General features: G+C 29.1%; 19 protein-coding genes. 12 read left to right on the forward strand and 7 right to left on the reverse strand.

What is annotated here, in order from left to right:
- The first annotated feature begins 69 nt into the window (after window positions 1-69).
- The 6 genes from MHN29_RS07595 (at window position 70) to MHN29_RS07620 (ending at window position 5867) form a co-directional block, all read left to right on the forward strand.
- Window positions 70-624, forward strand: a complete 555-nt coding sequence (locus MHN29_RS07595; RefSeq protein WP_235273921.1) for a nucleotidyltransferase family protein — start codon at window positions 70-72, stop codon at window positions 622-624.
- Window positions 625-696: 72 nt separating this feature from the next.
- Window positions 697-1533 (forward strand): AraC family transcriptional regulator, encoded by an 837-nt coding sequence (locus tag MHN29_RS07600; protein WP_235273922.1) that lies wholly within the window; start codon window positions 697-699, stop codon window positions 1531-1533.
- Window positions 1534-1617: 84 nt separating this feature from the next.
- On the forward strand, window positions 1618-2013 hold the full coding sequence (locus MHN29_RS07605) for a DUF4345 domain-containing protein (protein WP_235273923.1): 396 nt from the start codon (window positions 1618-1620) through the stop codon (window positions 2011-2013).
- Between the two features lie 11 nt (window positions 2014-2024).
- Complete coding sequence (locus MHN29_RS07610; RefSeq protein ID WP_235273924.1) at window positions 2025-2615, forward strand: SRPBCC family protein; 591 nt, start codon at window positions 2025-2027, stop codon at window positions 2613-2615.
- Complete coding sequence (locus MHN29_RS07615; RefSeq protein ID WP_235273925.1) at window positions 2615-3544, forward strand: SDR family NAD(P)-dependent oxidoreductase; 930 nt, start codon at window positions 2615-2617, stop codon at window positions 3542-3544. Before MHN29_RS07610 ends, MHN29_RS07615 begins: the two co-directional genes overlap by 1 nt.
- 322 nt (window positions 3545-3866) lie before the next feature.
- A complete protein-coding gene (locus tag MHN29_RS07620) occupies window positions 3867-5867 on the forward strand; it encodes an LTA synthase family protein (protein ID WP_235273926.1) in 2001 nt (666 codons plus the stop codon).
- Here MHN29_RS07620 and MHN29_RS07625 read toward each other — a convergent pair.
- The 5 genes from MHN29_RS07625 to MHN29_RS07645 form a co-directional block, all read right to left on the reverse strand.
- Window positions 5864-6424: a phosphatase PAP2 family protein gene (locus tag MHN29_RS07625; protein ID WP_235273927.1), complete on the reverse strand. Its 561-nt coding sequence runs from the start codon at window positions 6422-6424 to the stop codon at window positions 5864-5866. The two genes, MHN29_RS07620 and MHN29_RS07625, sit on opposite strands and share 4 nt — an antisense overlap.
- Window positions 6425-6426: 2 nt before the next feature.
- Window positions 6427-7473, reverse strand: coding sequence for a peptidylprolyl isomerase (locus MHN29_RS07630; RefSeq protein WP_235273928.1), 1047 nt, complete (start codon window positions 7471-7473; stop codon window positions 6427-6429).
- Window positions 7474-7564: 91 nt separating this feature from the next.
- Window positions 7565-8305, reverse strand: coding sequence for an FKBP-type peptidyl-prolyl cis-trans isomerase (locus MHN29_RS07635; protein WP_235273929.1), 741 nt, complete (start codon window positions 8303-8305; stop codon window positions 7565-7567).
- A 3-nt stretch (window positions 8306-8308) separates the two neighbouring features.
- Window positions 8309-8842: a gliding motility-associated peptidyl-prolyl isomerase GldI gene (gene gldI / locus MHN29_RS07640; protein ID WP_235273930.1), complete on the reverse strand. Its 534-nt coding sequence runs from the start codon at window positions 8840-8842 to the stop codon at window positions 8309-8311.
- On the reverse strand, window positions 8832-9860 hold the full coding sequence (locus MHN29_RS07645; RefSeq protein WP_235273931.1) for a bifunctional oligoribonuclease/PAP phosphatase NrnA: 1029 nt from the start codon (window positions 9858-9860) through the stop codon (window positions 8832-8834). Before MHN29_RS07645 ends, gldI begins: the two co-directional genes overlap by 11 nt.
- Before the next feature lie 108 nt (window positions 9861-9968).
- On the opposite strand from MHN29_RS07645, the gene MHN29_RS07650 reads away from it, so the two are divergent.
- Complete coding sequence (locus MHN29_RS07650; protein WP_086030695.1) at window positions 9969-10388, forward strand: nucleoside-diphosphate kinase; 420 nt, start codon at window positions 9969-9971, stop codon at window positions 10386-10388.
- Between the two features lie 89 nt (window positions 10389-10477).
- Here MHN29_RS07650 and MHN29_RS07655 read toward each other — a convergent pair whose 3' ends face one another.
- On the reverse strand, window positions 10478-10774 hold the full coding sequence (locus MHN29_RS07655) for a DUF721 domain-containing protein (protein ID WP_150899075.1): 297 nt from the start codon (window positions 10772-10774) through the stop codon (window positions 10478-10480).
- Window positions 10775-10842: 68 nt separating this feature from the next.
- Entirely contained in the window at window positions 10843-11922 is a 1080-nt protein-coding gene (locus MHN29_RS07660; protein ID WP_235273932.1) for a DNA replication/repair protein RecF, read from the reverse strand.
- A gap of 116 nt (window positions 11923-12038) precedes the next feature.
- Here MHN29_RS07660 and MHN29_RS07665 point away from each other — a divergent pair, with 116 nt between their 5' ends.
- The 5 genes from MHN29_RS07665 to MHN29_RS07685 all read left to right on the forward strand — a co-directional run bounded on the left by MHN29_RS07665 (window position 12039) and on the right by MHN29_RS07685 (window position 16387).
- Window positions 12039-12824 carry a tetratricopeptide repeat protein gene (locus MHN29_RS07665; protein ID WP_235273933.1) on the forward strand — a complete coding sequence of 262 codons (786 nt, stop codon included), beginning with the start codon at window positions 12039-12041 and terminating at the stop codon, window positions 12822-12824.
- A complete protein-coding gene (gene ribH, locus MHN29_RS07670) occupies window positions 12824-13330 on the forward strand; it encodes a 6,7-dimethyl-8-ribityllumazine synthase (RefSeq protein ID WP_235273934.1) in 507 nt (168 codons plus the stop codon). Before MHN29_RS07665 ends, ribH begins: the two co-directional genes overlap by 1 nt.
- Before the next feature lie 178 nt (window positions 13331-13508).
- Window positions 13509-13793, forward strand: coding sequence for a riboflavin synthase subunit beta (locus tag MHN29_RS07675; protein ID WP_235273935.1), 285 nt, complete (start codon window positions 13509-13511; stop codon window positions 13791-13793).
- Window positions 13793-15655: a DNA mismatch repair endonuclease MutL gene (gene mutL / locus MHN29_RS07680; protein WP_235273936.1), complete on the forward strand. Its 1863-nt coding sequence runs from the start codon at window positions 13793-13795 to the stop codon at window positions 15653-15655. The genes MHN29_RS07675 and mutL overlap by 1 nt, the downstream gene beginning before the upstream one ends.
- A 6-nt stretch (window positions 15656-15661) precedes the next feature.
- A complete protein-coding gene (locus tag MHN29_RS07685; RefSeq protein ID WP_235273937.1) occupies window positions 15662-16387 on the forward strand; it encodes a rhomboid family intramembrane serine protease in 726 nt (241 codons plus the stop codon).
- Window positions 16388-16391: the final 4 nt, after the last annotated feature.

Below are 16391 nucleotides of genomic sequence, written 5' to 3' on the forward strand. Positions count from 1 at the left end.
TTATAAATTTAAAGCCTCTTTTGTTTCATATCAAAAGAGGCTTTTTTATCAATCTCTACAAATATTTAAATGAAATTAGAAAACGAGTTAATTCAAATTATAGAAAATGATGCTTGGATGATTTCTATTTTAAAAATTGTTAGAAGTTTAAATTTAAACGACTGTTGGATTGGTGCTGGATTTATCAGAAATAAAATTTGGGACGAAAAACATGGCTATCAGCGAACAAAGTTGAACGATATTGACATTATACATTTTGATAAAAGCAATTCTTCTAAAGAGTATGATTTATTAATTGAAAATCAATTAAAAATGATAGACCCCGAATTAAACTGGTCTGTAAAAAATCAGTCAAGAATGCATATTAGAAATAATCACACTTCATATACGAACTGTGAAGAAGCTATTTCTTTTTGGCCAGAAACTGCTACTTCAATAGCTATAAGGATAACTCAAAAAAATAAAATTGAATATATAGCACCTCATGGCTTAGAAGATCTTTTTAACCTTATAGTTACTCCGACTCCAAAATTTAACCTTAAGATTTATAATGACAGGATTCAAAAAAAAGAATGGAGTAAGCAATGGCCAAAACTATCCATTAATTTGACACACAAAAGCTAATTTTATTTTCTATTTATTAATTTAGCATTGAGCAAATTCTTTTAAAGAAAATTAACTATCCTTCTACTATAAATGGAATTTAAAGAACAGATTATTACTTACAAAGACAGAGTTGTATTTATAAAACTATCCATGCCCTCTTTTAATAGAACTTTAAAAGAATATATGGAAGATGAAGCTTGTTTTATGTTTGTAAACAAAGGGGAAGTTAATGTAAGATCTTCTGAAGATTATTTAACATTGAATAAAAAAACTTCAATGTTGGCTAAATGCTTAAATTATTTCTTTGAACCAAGTAAAGAACCTCATAATTGTGATGAAGGTATTGAGTCTATTGGTATTTTCCTTTATCCATCTCTTGTCAAAGATCTTTTTGAATTTGACATCTCAAACTCAAATTATACTGTTGATTTTAACGTAAAACAAATTCAAGTAGATCGTTTACTAGAAAACTACAAAGAGAGTATTAATATTTTATTAGATAATCCTGAATTGGCCGATGAAAGCATTATAAAAACTAAGCTTAAAGAATTTATTTTATTAATATCTAAATCTCAAGAAGCCCCTTCTCATTTAGATTTTTTAGCAGCTTTATTCAAACCTAATGAAATAAGTTTTAAATCTACCATACATCATAATTTGTATGCTAACCTGTCCTTAGATGAATTAGCTGCACTTTGTCATTTAAGCACCTCTTCTTTTAAAAGAAAGTTTAAAGCAGTATTTAACGATAGCCCTAAAAAATATATAGCAAAGAAGAAAATTGAAAAAGCTGCTACACTATTAAAAGCAAAAAATGATCGTATTTCAGATATTGCTTATGATGTTGGTTTCGATTCTTTAGCTACTTTCAATAGAAATTTTACCAATATTTATGGTAAATCTCCCTCAGAATATCGATTGGACTAAAATGAGATGTCTTTGAACTAAAACGAGATAACAAACCTCTTCCTTTACATGACCTTTGTTCTAAACAACAAAAAGAACAATATCATGGAAAATTCGAAAGTATTAAAACTATTTTTAATCATCTCTGGATTATTATTAACTTTTATAGGAGGCGCTACTCTTTTTGCTCCTGTAGCTATGAAAGCAAGTGCAGGGATAGATATCTCTCAAAGTACAAGTATAATAAATGACGTTAGAGCATCTAGTGCTTTAATTCTTGCAGTTGCCTTAATAACTATTCTAGGTGTATTCATTAGAAAATTAACCTTTACCTCTACCCTTATAGCATTTACATTATTTCTTTCTCTTGGAATTGGAAGAGCTATCAGTATTCTTATAGATGGCTTCCCTGTTGATGGATTAGTTAAAGCCACTGGTTTAGAATTCGTTTTGGGAATTATAGGACTAATTCTTTTCAACATTTACAGAGAAAAATATTAAACATTAACCTTATGAAAACAATATTTAAAACATTATCACTAGCATTAGTAATAATAATTGGTCAAAATGCATTCGCTCAAAAAACGGATAAAAAAACAATCTCTTTTTCTGTAGAAAGAAACATAAACGCTTCCGCCGAAAGAGTATGGAAAGTCGTAGGAGAAGACTTTGGAGCTATAGCCAACTCTCACCCCAAAATAGTAAGTTCTAACTATAACCAAGGTCATATTACTGGTGGAGAAAATGCTTCGAGGAGATGTAATTTTAATGAAGCTGGAACAAAGTTCTTAGAAGAAAAACAAATAAGTTTTGATGCTAAAAATTATACTTTCAAAGTACTAATATCACAAACAGGAGGAATTCCTTTAAACAATGAATATAGCTACGGAATTTACAAAGTAACACCTGTTACGGACAACTCATCTATATTAAAAATGACGATGGTTATAAGAACCAAACCCGCTTTTTTAGGATGGTTTGCTAAAGGGAAATTTAAACGAGACATCGCAGATTATTTATTAGCAGTAGAACATCATGTTCTTACTGGTGAGAATGTAAACAAAGAAAACTTTAAAAGAATTAAGAAAAAATATACCGAATAATGAAAACAAATAAAATTATAATGATTACTGGTGCCAATACTGGTATTGGTAAAGATACAGCAAGACAATTAGCACTAATAAAAGACACAGAAAAAATATACTTAGCTTGTAGAAACAAAGTAAAAGCGGAAGCTGCCAAAATATCTTTAGAAAAATTAACAGGAAGATCCATTTTTGAAATTTTAATAATGGATGTTTCAAACCCTGATTCAGTTAAAAAGGCAGTTTCTCAATTAAATGAACCTATAGATGCATTAATTATGAATGCAGGTGGTATTGGAGGAAAAACTCCAGAAAAATTAACCAAAGAAGGAGTTACCACTATTACTGCTAGTAACCTTTTAGGACATGTTGTTTTATTAGATGAACTATTAAAAGAAAACAAACTAAAAAATATTGCTTTATATGCTAGTTCTGAAGCAGCAAGAGGTATTAAGCAAACTGGTATGAAACGTCCTAATTTAACAACTTCATCTGTAGATGAATTTATTAAAGTTTTTGACGGTTCTTACTTTGGAAACAACTTTGATGCTATGCAGGTATATGGGGTAATAAAATATGGAGGAACCTTATGGATGTCTGCAATGGCAAGAAAATATCCAGAAATCAAATTTATTAGTATGAGTCCAGGAGGAACTAGAGGAACCGATGGTATGAATGACCTTCCTTTTATTAAACGTATTTTATTTAAATACATCGGAATGCCTATTTTTATGCCACTACTAGGTTTATCTCATAGCTTAGAAAAAGGAGCTAAACGATTTGTTGACGGTATAAATAATGAAAATTTAAAAAATGGTGTTTTTTATGCTAGTAAAGAAAATGTCCTTACTGGTTCGGTAGTAGACCAAAGTGAAATTTTTCCAGATTTAACAAACATAACCTATCAAAACAATGCTTATAAAGCCATCCATAGCTTTATTAACTAAATAACTATTATCTACCTCTCATCAATTCAAAAGATAGTTCATAAAAGGGCTATCTTTTTTCTTTTTTCATAACCAGCTGAACCATCGCTAAAAACTTTATATTTTCTTTAACGCTAAGAACAATTTATCTACAATACATTTGTTACATATTTATATAGTAGAGTAAAAATTAATAATAGGATTTTTGGGACCTATTATTAAAGCAAAAAGAATTCTGATTTTAAGAGTTCTTTTTTTTTGACCATAAAGTATTTATTCTAAAATAACTATGATAAGTGCTTTTAAATTTAAATATCTTTGTCGTTTATAAATTAATATAAGAATGCTAAAAAGAATTCCGAATTACATTAAGTTCCTTTTCACAAATACTTTTTTTTTACTTTTATACATCTTTGCTTTTAGAGTAATCTTTTTTTATTTTTTTACAGACTTAAGTAAAGCTGATCCTTCAGAAATATATAAAGCATTTTCATTAGGGTTCCGATTTGATATTAAATTAGCTTCAATCAGTTTTCTACCTTTAGCAATCTTACTTTTCATTGTAAATTATCGTTTTTTCAAACGTCGCTTTTATTCAGTTTTTAGCACAGTATATATAGTAGCCACCTATCTAATTATTACTTTATTTCATTTATTTGATTTTGGATATTACGATTATTTAAATATTCGTTTAGACGCTGCTTCATTGCGATTTTTAAGTAATTTAAAAATATCAACACAAGTTCTTTTTGAAAGCTATCCTGTATTTAAAGGATTGTTTGCTTTTATTATACTTACTTACATACTTTACAAATTCTCTAAATGGATATACAATGTATTTAAAACTAACAATGAGGTTAGTTCTAAAAAGAAAAAAGCTTTTTTCATTATTGTTCCTTTATTATTATTTGCCTTTGGAATTTATAATAGTTTCACGCATTACCCATTACGTTGGAGTCAAGCTTTCTTTTCAAAAAACACTGCTGTAAATCAATTTGCTTTAAATCCAGTTTTATATTTTTTTGATAGCTTTAAGTTTAGGAATGAAGGATTTGATATTGAAAAAGCAAAAAAGTATTATCCATCAATCGCTAAAGAATTAAACTTACCTAAAAAAGAATTGTCTTTTAAAAGAGTAAATTCTAAAAAAGATACAGTGATAGGTAAACCTAATGTAGTAATTGTTATGTTAGAATCTCTAGGTGTTGTACCAATGAGTTATTATGGAAACCCAATAAATACAACTCCTAAAATAGATAGTTTAATAGAAAAAAGTGTTAGTTTTTCTAATTTTTATGTTCATAAATCTGGAACAGCCGCTAGTGTATTTGCTAGTATTACTGGTTTACCTGACATAGATGGGATTAGAACGGCATCAAGAAATCCAAGAATTATTAATCAGCGAATCATATTTGATCAATTTAAAGGCTACGAAAAGCTATATTTCTTAGGTGGTAGTGCTAACTGGGCAAATATTAGAGGTGTTTTTCAATCGAATATAAATGGTTTAAAGATTTTTGAAGAAGGTAGTTTTAGAACAGAGAAAAGAGCTGATGTTTGGGGGATTGATGATTATGAACTTTTTAAAGAATCTGATATAGAGCTTAGAGAGCTACATCAAGAAAATAAGCCATTTATAGCTTATATCCAGACTGCTACAAACCACATGCCTTTTACAGTTCCTGATCAACAAGAAAGCTATAAACCGTTAAAAGAAAGCGAAATAACTCCTTCTTTGCTTAAAAAAGCTGGTTTTGATGGTATTAAACGTCTAAATGCATTACGTTATTTAGATTTTAATGTAGATAGATTTTTAAAACGAGCAAAAGAATCTGGATATTATGACAATACTATTTTTCTATTTTTTGGTGATCATAATACTTCTATGAGCTATGTTAATGAGTTTAAAGATTTATACGACTATCAATTAAACTTACATAATGTCCCATTTTTTATACATGCGCCTAAATATATTAAGCCTGCTACAATTAAGAAGTACACTAACTTAATTGATATATTACCTACAGCTGCTGGTTTAGCTAACATTGATTATACGAACTATACACTAGGTAGTGATGCTTTAAATGAAAATAGCAATGCTGATTTTGCCTTTTTATATCAAAAAATTAAAGGGGAGCCAGCTGTCACTGTTTTAAAAGATTCTCTACTATACTCTAAAGCTGTTTTAAGCGATTACAATCATTTATACAATATGAATGATAAGAGTAATACTAAAGTAGATATCAAAAAAAACTATCCAAATTTATATCAAAAAATGGATAGTTTAACAAATGCTGTTTACCATAGTACAAAGTACTTGTACTACAATAATAAAAAAGATTAATTAAATATTTTTCTATTTAAATATTGATATAAATGGTATGATGAGAAACCTATTATTGTACCATTTATAAATCCACATAGTATATCTGTTGGAAAATGTACTCCTAAATATAGCCTACTATAAGCAAAAATTAAAGGAAATAAAACTAAATACTTAATATAACCTGTATATTCCTTTAATAACATAATAATAAAAACAGTAACTACAGTTGATGTGGTTGCATGCCCCGATGTAAAGCTAAAACTCTGAGGACTTATTAATGTTCTCAATACATCTTTAATCTCAGGATCGTTATTAGGCCTTAATCTTTCAAAAATCCCTCTAATTACATTGGTTATTTGATCAGAAAAAGTAATCAATAATGCTATAAACACAACGGTAAATAGTCCTTTCTTTACCCCCAAATACTTAAATACTAAAATAAGTATAACAATAAACAAAGGAATCCATGAAAATTGATTAGTTATAAATAACCAAAATCCATCCCATTGTTCACTACCTAAGCTATTTAAAAAAATTAAAAGCTCTTTATCTTTTTGAATAATACTATCTAACAAAACTATTTACCTACTTTTAATACTTCTATTTCAAAAATTAAATCAGACTTTGAAGGAATTGGTCCTAAACTTCTCTCTCCATAACCTAGATAATATGGTATAAAAAATCTTTTCTTATCTCCTTCTTTCATTCCTTTTACTCCTTCTTTCCATCCTGCAATTAATGGTAAGTTTGGATCGTCTATCGTAAAAGTAAATGGGTTTCCTTTATCTAAACTAGAGTCTATTTTCTTTCCATTCTGTAAATACAGTGTATAGTGTACTGTTGTTGGTATTGCTGGATTAACCTTCTTTCCACTACCTTTTTGTAACTCTAAAATCTTTAACCCTGAATCAGTTGTTTTCGATTTAAAAAATCCCTTTTCTTCCAAAAACTTTCTTTTCTTTTCTTCTAAAGCCTTTCTTCTTTCTTCCTTTCTAAGATCTATATTTGCTATTTCTCTTTCGAAAACAACAGGAGCATCAAATTTCTTTGCCTCTTTTCCTACTCTTATGATTTCAACTTTATTGATATAATCATTTTGTTTAATCGTATCTACAATGTTTTGCCCTATTTTAACAATACCAAATACTGTATGCTTTCCATTTAACCAAGGTGTTTCTTTATGTGTAATAAAAAACTGACTTGAATTAGATGCTGGTCCAGAATTAGCCATAGATAACACTCCAGGACCGTCATGTTTATATATTAGTTTAGCTTCTTCATCTAAAGGAAATTCATCTTCAAACTTATATCCAGCATCTCCAGCTCCAGTTCCTGTTATATCACCTCCTTGAATCATAAAATCCTTAATTACTCTATGAAATTTTGTTCCATCATAGTATGGTTTACCTTTTAAAGAATCAGTCATTTTAGGATTACTTCCTTCTGCTAATGAGACAAAGTTTGCAACAGTCATAGGAACCTCCTTATCATGTAACTTTATTAAAATATCACCACGATTGGTTTGAATATCTGCGTAAAGCCCGTTTTCTAAATCAGGGTATTTAACTGATTTACAAGCTGAAAATAACAAAACAGCTCCTATTAAAATTTTAAATAACTTCATTTATTATATTTTAAGTTTCTCTTATAAACAATCAATTAGGTTAGTATTAAATACTAACCTAATTGATTTTCATTTATTTATATTTTTATGATTACTTAACTTCAAGTAATTCTACTTCAAAAACCAATGGAGAAAAAGGCTTAATTTTAGCACCTCTTTGCTGTGCTCCATAAGCTAATTCTTGAGGAATAAAGAATTTATACTTAGCTCCTGGCTTCATTAACTGTAAACCTTCAGTCCAACCTTTGATAACTTGACTAACCCCAAACTCACTTGGCTGACCTCTATCCACAGAACTATCAAATACAGTTCCATCTGATAATGTTCCATGATAATGAACTTTTACACGTGAAGTTGCTTTTGGTGCCTCTCCTTTACCTTCTTTTAAAACAATATACTGTAAACCACTATCTGTAGTTTTTACACCTTCTTTTGTTTTATTCTCAGCAATGAATTTTTCACCTTCTTTTTTATACTCACCAAACTCTTTTTCAGCTTTTCTAGCTTGCTCTTCTTGCTGTTTCTTCATTTTTTCTAACTGTTGTTTTTGAAAAAATGTTCTTAAAATAAGATTAAGATCTTTAGTTTCTAATAACAAACTTGTAGAATCCATACCATTTTTAAATCCTTGCATGAATAAATCTTGATTCATTTCTTCAAAGTTAGATTTAATTTTGTTAGCCATATCTAATCCTATAGCATAACTTACTGAATCTAATTCAGAATCTAATGAAGTACTTGGCTTAAATTGACCATTGCTGTTATTAGTATTATTACAAGATACAATTGATAAACCTATAACTGTAGCTGCTAAAATGTTGGTTAATTTCATTTTTTATTTATTTGATTTTATTTCGATTAATGTTACTGTACTAATGATTGGCTGGTTTACAGCTATCTTATTTCCATCACCTGTAACTCCAAATGCACTATAAGATGGAATCACAAATGTAATAGTTTCTCCTTTCTTCATCAACTTTATTCCTTCTTGTAATGCAGGAATAAAATCTTCTTTATCTACTTTATAGTTTTTTTCTTGTTTTTCATATATCGTATTACCATTTAAATCGGTAACATCATAGGATATACGCACTAAATCTTCTAAAACTGGTATAACAGAATTAACTGAATCTTTATTCTTATAAGTATACCAAAAACCTAAAGGTGAAATTTCATATTTTGTAATAGTATCTTTTGAAATCCAATTTTCTAAGTACTTTTTTTCTAAAGCATTTAACTTTTTATTCTTTTCTATAACTTCTTTATAAAAATTTTCTGTTCCTTGTTTTTTAGGTCTTCTTGCTTCTGTTTGCTTACAAGAAACCATAACTACAATTATTAAAAGAAAAAAAATAGCTTTAAATTTCATAAGATATCTCTAATTCATTTTTATATTTAGGTAACAACGATGTAAACTTAGAAATAGTACTTTCCATAGATTCTAAACTTTTACCTCCAGCTGCATTATCATGTCCTCCTCCATTAAAGTAATTTCTAGCAAATTGATTTACTGAAAATTTTCCTTTACTTCGAAGTGACATTTTTATAATGCCTTGTTCTTTATCTTCAATAAAAATTGCAGCAAATACAATTCCTTTCAAAGATAAAGCATAATTTACAACTCCTTCAGTATCGCCTTTTTCATAACTAAAACGCTTTTTTTCTTCTTCTGATAAAGTTATATAAGCAGTTTTATATTCCGGTAATACTTTCATATTACTCAATGCCTGACCTAGTAATAATAACCTATTATAAGAATTAGCATCATGTACATTACTGTGAATTTTATCATTCTCAGCACCTTTATCAATCAAATCGGCAATAATACGATGTGTAGTACTAGTAGTGGATCTAAATCTGAAAGAACCAGTATCAGTCATTATTCCAGTGTACAAACAAGTTGCAATATTCTTATCAATCATTTCTACATCTCCCATCATCTCTATAAAATTATAGACCATTTGACAAGTTGAAGACATTGTTGTGTCTGAATACATATATTCAAAATCATCAGGTTGTTGATGATGATCTATTAATGCAAAGTTATTTTCGTACTTTTCTAAAGTATTCTTCATATCATCACCTACTCTATGCAAAGCATTGAAATCTAGTAAAAATATGATTTCAGATTTCCTTAGAGCTTTTACACTTTGTGAATTTTGACGATCGAAACGTTTTACAGTTTCCGAACCAGGAATCCAGTGTAAAAAATCTGGATACTCATTAGGCATTAATACTTGAGTTGTATGTCCTTTTTTATCAAAATAATGTTTTAATCCTAAAGTAGATCCAACTGCATCTCCATCTGGATTTCTGTGACCTATAATTACAATATTTTTAGGTTCTGATAAAAATTCCTGTAGTTCTTTAAAGTGTTTTAAAATCATAAGTGGCGAAGATACAATTAAATTAAAAAATTTATGTAATTTCGCGGCGATTTGTGCGAAGCTCGCACTTACAAATTTTATTTACTTTATTTATAGAAACTTATAATAATGGCAACAAATAGAACTTTTACAATGATTAAACCAGATGCTGTTGAAAACGGACATACTGGTGCAATTTTAGAAAAAATTAACGCTGCAGGTTTTAGAATCGTAGCAATGAAAAAAACTCAAATGACTAAGCGTGATGCTGAAACTTTTTACGCTATTCACAGCGAGCGCCCATTCTTTGGTGAATTAGTTGAGTTTATGACTCGTGGTCCAATCATTTCTGCAATTTTAGAAAAAGATAACGCAGTTGAGGATTTCAGAACTTTAATCGGAGCTACAAACCCTGCCGAAGCAGCTGAAGGAACTATCCGTAAAATGTTTGCTACTTCTATTGGAGAGAATGCAGTACACGGTTCTGATTCTGATGAAAATGCAGCTATCGAAGGTGCTTTCCATTTTTCTGGTAGAGAAATGTTCTAAGGAACTTCTTTTTAGATATATAAAAAAACTCGTTACGTAACTGTAACGAGTTTTTTATTTATAATACTTTAATTGTAAAATCTACTTTATTAAACTAACATTAATTTCTTTACTAAATCTTCTCCCATTTCTTCATTGATCATACGAACTATTTTTTCCTTTCCATAACTTAATTCTTCACGCAATACAGAAGATGATAAACAAACAACTAAAGTTCCGTTTTGTAATTTAACTTCAGTTGTATAAGAAGCAACACCAGCTCCCATTAATTTTTCCCAAGCTTCTTCAATATGAATTTTTTGAAACCCTTTGTTCAACTTGCTATCTTTAATGTAAGTACCTAATAAATCTTTTATTGAAAAGCTATCGCTCTCTCTCTTTGTCATTTTACCTTTCTGTTATTTTGTATTTTAGATTAAATATTAATATAAAAGTTGTTTACTTAACCTTCTAATTATAATTTAAAAATCTGATATTCTTGATTACTTTGTTTAATTACATTTTCTGTACGTTCAAAATGCGTATCGGTAATAAATATTTGTCCAAATTCATCATTATTCACCAATCCCACAATATGCGCTACCCTATTTTCATCTAACTTGTCGAAAATATCATCTAACAATAAAATTGGTGTAACATTAGATTGTTTTTTAATAAACTCAAACTGAGCCAATTTTAATGCTATTAAATATGATTTCTGTTGTCCTTGAGAACCAAACTTTTTAATTGGATGATCTCCTATCTCAAAATTTAAATCATCTTTATGAATTCCCGTTGATGTATATTGTAACATTCTATCTTTCTCTAAACTCTGAACAAGTAAATCAGATAAACTTACATCATGTAACTGACTTTTGTAACGTAAATTCACTTCTTCTTTAGCTCCAGAAATAACTTTATGTTTTTCATTAAAAATAGGAACAAATTCCTCTAAAAAAGCTTTTCTCTTAGAGTATATAACGCTACCATATTCAACTAATTGCTCATCATACACCTTTAAATTTAAAGCATCAAATGTTCTATTTGCTGCAAAATATTTGAGTAAGGCATTTCGCTGACTTATAGTTTTATTGTATGAAATTAAAGTTTGTAAGTATTTTTTGTCTTGCTGAGAAATTACTCCATCTATAAATTTTCTACGTGTATCACTACCTTCAACAATTAAATCTCTATCAGCCGGAGAAATAATTACCAAAGGCAATTGTCCAATATGTTCTGAAAACTTATCGTATGCTTTTCCGTTACGTTTTAATACTTTTTTTTGCCCTCTTTTTAAAGAGCAAATAATTTTTTCATTTCTGTCATTTAACATATAATCTCCTTCAATCATAAAAAAGTCTTGGCCATGTCTAATATTCTGGCCAGCGATAGAATTGAAGTAACTTTTTGCAAATGAGAGATAGTAAATAGCATCTAAAACATTAGTTTTTCCAATACCATTATTACCTACAAAACAATTTATTTTCTTCTGAAAATCAAAAGTTTGAGTTTCAATATTCTTAAAATTTACTAAAGATATTTTTTGCAAATACATGTAATGATTGTTATTATCGGAAAAGAAAGCGCAAATTATTGAAAATTTTACGAAAAATCGGCTTTTAAAATCCAATTAAAAAAACTATTTTTGTCGCCACTAATTTTTAAGCAATTATGGCTACATACAAGAAAAGAGGTTATAAACCTAAGAAAGAAAAGGTTGTACAAGAAGTAGAAGAAGTTTTTGACGAATCGCAAAGTACTACAGCAGAAGTATTTAATACTTTAGATGAAACTGCGAATAAATCGGAACAATGGATTGAAAAAAATAGCAAACCATTATTTTACGGATTGGTAACTGTTGCAGCTTTAATCTTAGTTTATTTAGCTTATAATAAATTTATTGCTGAACCAACAGAAAGAGATGCTTCTAACAACTTAGCTTACCCAAGAGCTTTATTTGAAAAAGCAAGTACTTCTGCAGGTGTTAAAGCTGATTCTTTATACAACTTATCTTTAGTTGGTGGTGTTGATGGTAAATACGGATTTACTGACATTGCTTCTATGTACAGCGGTACTAAAGCTGGAAACTTAGCAAATTACTATGCTGGTATTTCTTATTTAAAAATGAAGAAATATGATAAAGCAATTGAGTATTTAAGTGACTTTAGTTCTGATGACGAATTATTAGGACCAACTGCTTTAGGTGCTATTGGTGATGCTTTTGCTGATATTAACCAACCTAAAGATGCTTTAGAGTACTACGAAAAAGCAGCTAATAAAAAAGACAACCAATTTACGTCTCCTTTATTCTTATTTAAAGCAGCACAAACTGCAATGGAATTAAAAGAGTATAGTAAAGCTGAAAAATTATATACAACCATTAAAGAAAAATACGCTAACTCTGACCAAGGTAGAGATATTGAAAAATATATTAATAGCGCAAAATACGCTCAATAATGGCAACAACAAATTTATCTTATTACGATAAAGCTTCAATCCCAAATGCGAAATCTTTTCGATTTGGGATTGTTGTTTCAGAATGGAATCCTAAAATAACAGGAAACATGCACAAAGGTGCAATAGAAACTTTAATAGACTGTGGAGCTGACAAAGAAAATATTGTTTCTTGGGATGTACCGGGTAGTTTCGAATTAGTTTACGGATGTAAAAAAATGATTGAAACTCAAAAAGTAGATGCTATTATTGCTATTGGAAATGTGATTCAAGGAGAAACTAAACATTTCGATTTTGTTTGTGATGGTGTTACTCAAGGAATTGTAGATTTAAATATTAAATATGATGTTCCTGTAATTTTCTGTGTTTTAACAGATAATACAAAACAACAATCTATAGACCGTTCTGGAGGAAAACTTGGAAACAAAGGTATTGAATGTGCTGTAGCAGCTATTAAAATGGCAGCTATTAAAAACTTAGATAGAAAACAAAATACTCTAGGTTTTTAAAAACACTTTCGTTTAAAACTTATAATACAAAAAGAGCCAATACTGTAAAAGTATTGGCTCTTTTTAACTTTAATTTATCTATAAATTTTGACCACCTCTCTTTAATTCAGTAACTTTGATTTTCGTCTTAATTTGGTGTGGTTTTTGCTACATTAAATATTCTAAAGAAGCATTATTTATGGGATTTATTAAAAGAGAAAATAAAAAATTCGAATACAAACCTCGCTATTATAAAGGCGATGGAAATCCATATGAAGTAAAACATAAATTTGATGAATTTCGATCTACCGTTGGTAAAAGAAAAGGCTTAAAAGGTAAATTTAATCAAGCTTTAGACGAATTTAAGAACTCGGAATATGGAGGCTTAAACAAAACTATAGTGATCATTATCATTATTTTAGTATTGATATTTTTATTTATCATCGATTTTGATCTTTCAATCTTTTTATCAAAAAACAACTAATGTCAGATATTATTCAATTACTTCCCGATCATGTTGCAAATCAAATTGCTGCAGGTGAAGTAGTACAACGCCCAGCTTCTGTAGTAAAAGAATTGATAGAAAACTCTATCGATGCTGGTGCAACTTCTATTAAATTATTATTAAAAGATGCTGGAAAAACTTTAATTCAAGTAATTGATGACGGGAAAGGAATGAGTCAAACCGATGCTCGTTTAAGCTTTGAACGTCATGCTACTTCTAAAATTAAAGATGCACAAGATTTATTTAATTTAAATACAAAAGGGTTCCGTGGTGAGGCATTAGCTTCTATTGCTGCTATTGCTCATGTTGAGTTAAAAACCAAACAAGAAGATGAAGAATTAGGGACACAAATAAAAATTGAGGGAAGCAAAATAACTTCTCAAGATGCTGTTTCTACTTCAAAAGGAACAAGTTTAGCTGTTAAAAATTTATTTTACAATATTCCAGCACGTAGAAACTTTTTAAAATCTGATGCTATTGAAACTCGTCATATTGTTGATGAATTTCAAAGGGTAGCCTTAGCACATCCTGATATTTCATTTTTATTACACCATAATAACAATGAAATATATCATTTAAAAAAGAGCAACTTACGTAAGAGAATTGTAGCTATTTTTGGAAATAAAATGAATGAAAAGTTAGTTCCTATTTCTGAACAAACTGACATCATTACCATTAAAGGATTTGTTGCTAAGCCTGAATTTGCAAAGAAAAAAAGAGGTGAACAATTCTTTTTTGTAAACAATCGTTTTATTAAAAGTTCTTATTTAAATCATGCTGTAGTAAATGCTTTTGAAGGTTTACTAGAACACGGATCACATCCTTCATATTTCTTATACTTAGAAGTACCTGCTAATAGTATTGATATTAATATTCACCCAACAAAAACAGAAATTAAGTTTGACAACGAAAAAGCTTTATATGCAATTTTACGAGCTACCGTTAAACATAGTTTAGGACAATATAATGTGAGTCCTGTATTGGATTTTGACAGAGATGCTACTTTAGACACTCCATATGACTATAGTAAAAAAAGTACTTCTCCTGTATCTATACCTCCAATTACAGTAGATCCTACTTTTAATCCGTTTAAAACAGAAACAAGTTATAAGTCTACTCCAAGTGTTTCTAGCAGCCCTTCTAATGGAAGTGGTTCCATGAGTTATCAATCTAACTTTAAAAAAGATACTGGTAGTTGGGAAGCTTTATATACAGATACAACTCCGATAACTCCTACAAAGCAAGAACAGCTTTTTGAATCACAACAAGAAACTGAAACAGGAAAGACTTTTCAAATTCAAAGAAAATATTTGTTGAGCTCTATTAAATCGGGAGTTGTTTTAATCAATCAATCTTTAGCACATCAACGTATTTTATACGAAGAATTCTTAGAAAATATTACGGTAAAAGAAGCAAGTAGCCAGCAATTATTATTCCCTGTAAGTATTTCTTTTTCTACATCGGATATTGAAATGCTACAATCTATAAAATCAGATTTAGAAAGCGCTGGTTTTATGTTTGATGAATTTACAAAAGATAGCGTAGTTATTGCTGGAATACCAACTTCTATAACAGAAAGTCAGATTACTTTAATTTTAGAACAATTATTGGATGATATAAAATTAGAAGTTCCAGATACTAGTTTTAGCCATTTTGACGTTATGGCTAAATCTTTTGCAAAATCATTGGCTATTAAAACAGGAACCGTTTTATCAGTTAAAGAACAAGAAAATTTAGTAAACGATTTGTTTTCATGTAAAGAACCTAATACCTCTCCTTTAGGTAAACCTACATTTAAAACATTGACTTTAAATGAAATTGACACCATTTTTAATAAATAATAAACTATGGGAAGATTAACAGAAGCAATAAAACATTTAATAATCATAAACGTGATTATGTATTTTGCTCCACAATTATTAAACCTAGATTTAACAAATATACTTGCACTACATTATCCTAAAAATGAGCACTTTGGTGTTTGGCAATATCTAACTCATATGTTTATGCATGGTAGCCCAATGCATTTATTATTTAACATGTATGGTTTATGGGCTTTTGGTACTCCTTTAGAACAAATGTGGGGTAGAAATAAATTTTTATTTTTCTACTTCTCTGCTGGTATCGGAGCCGGAATTATATATACCATAGCTAACTATTATCAATTTAATGGAATATATGAACAATTGATTTCTATGGGAATTTCTCCTTCTGAAATACAAAGCATTTTAGCGGATGGTAGATATAATGATACTTTAATAACACTTTCTAATAAAACTATGAGTGAATTTTATAGTCTTTATCATACACCAGCTGTTGGTGCTTCAGGTGCTGTTTATGGTGTTTTAGTTGCTTTTGGGTTAGCTTTTCCTAATGCTAAATTAGCGCTTATATTTTTACCTATTCCTATAGCTGCTAAGTATTTTATTCCTGTAATGATTTTAGGTGATTTATTCTTTGGAGTTACAAAATACTCTATAGGAAACGTTGCTCATTTTGCGCATGTAGGAGGTGCTATCATTGGTTTTATAATTGCTTGGTATTGGAAAAAAAATCAATTTAAAATTCGTTAAATTT

It is taken from the genome of Tenacibaculum sp. Cn5-46, from assembly GCF_022347705.1.
Taxonomy (GTDB): Bacteria; Bacteroidota; Bacteroidia; order Flavobacteriales; family Flavobacteriaceae; genus Polaribacter; species Polaribacter aiptasiae.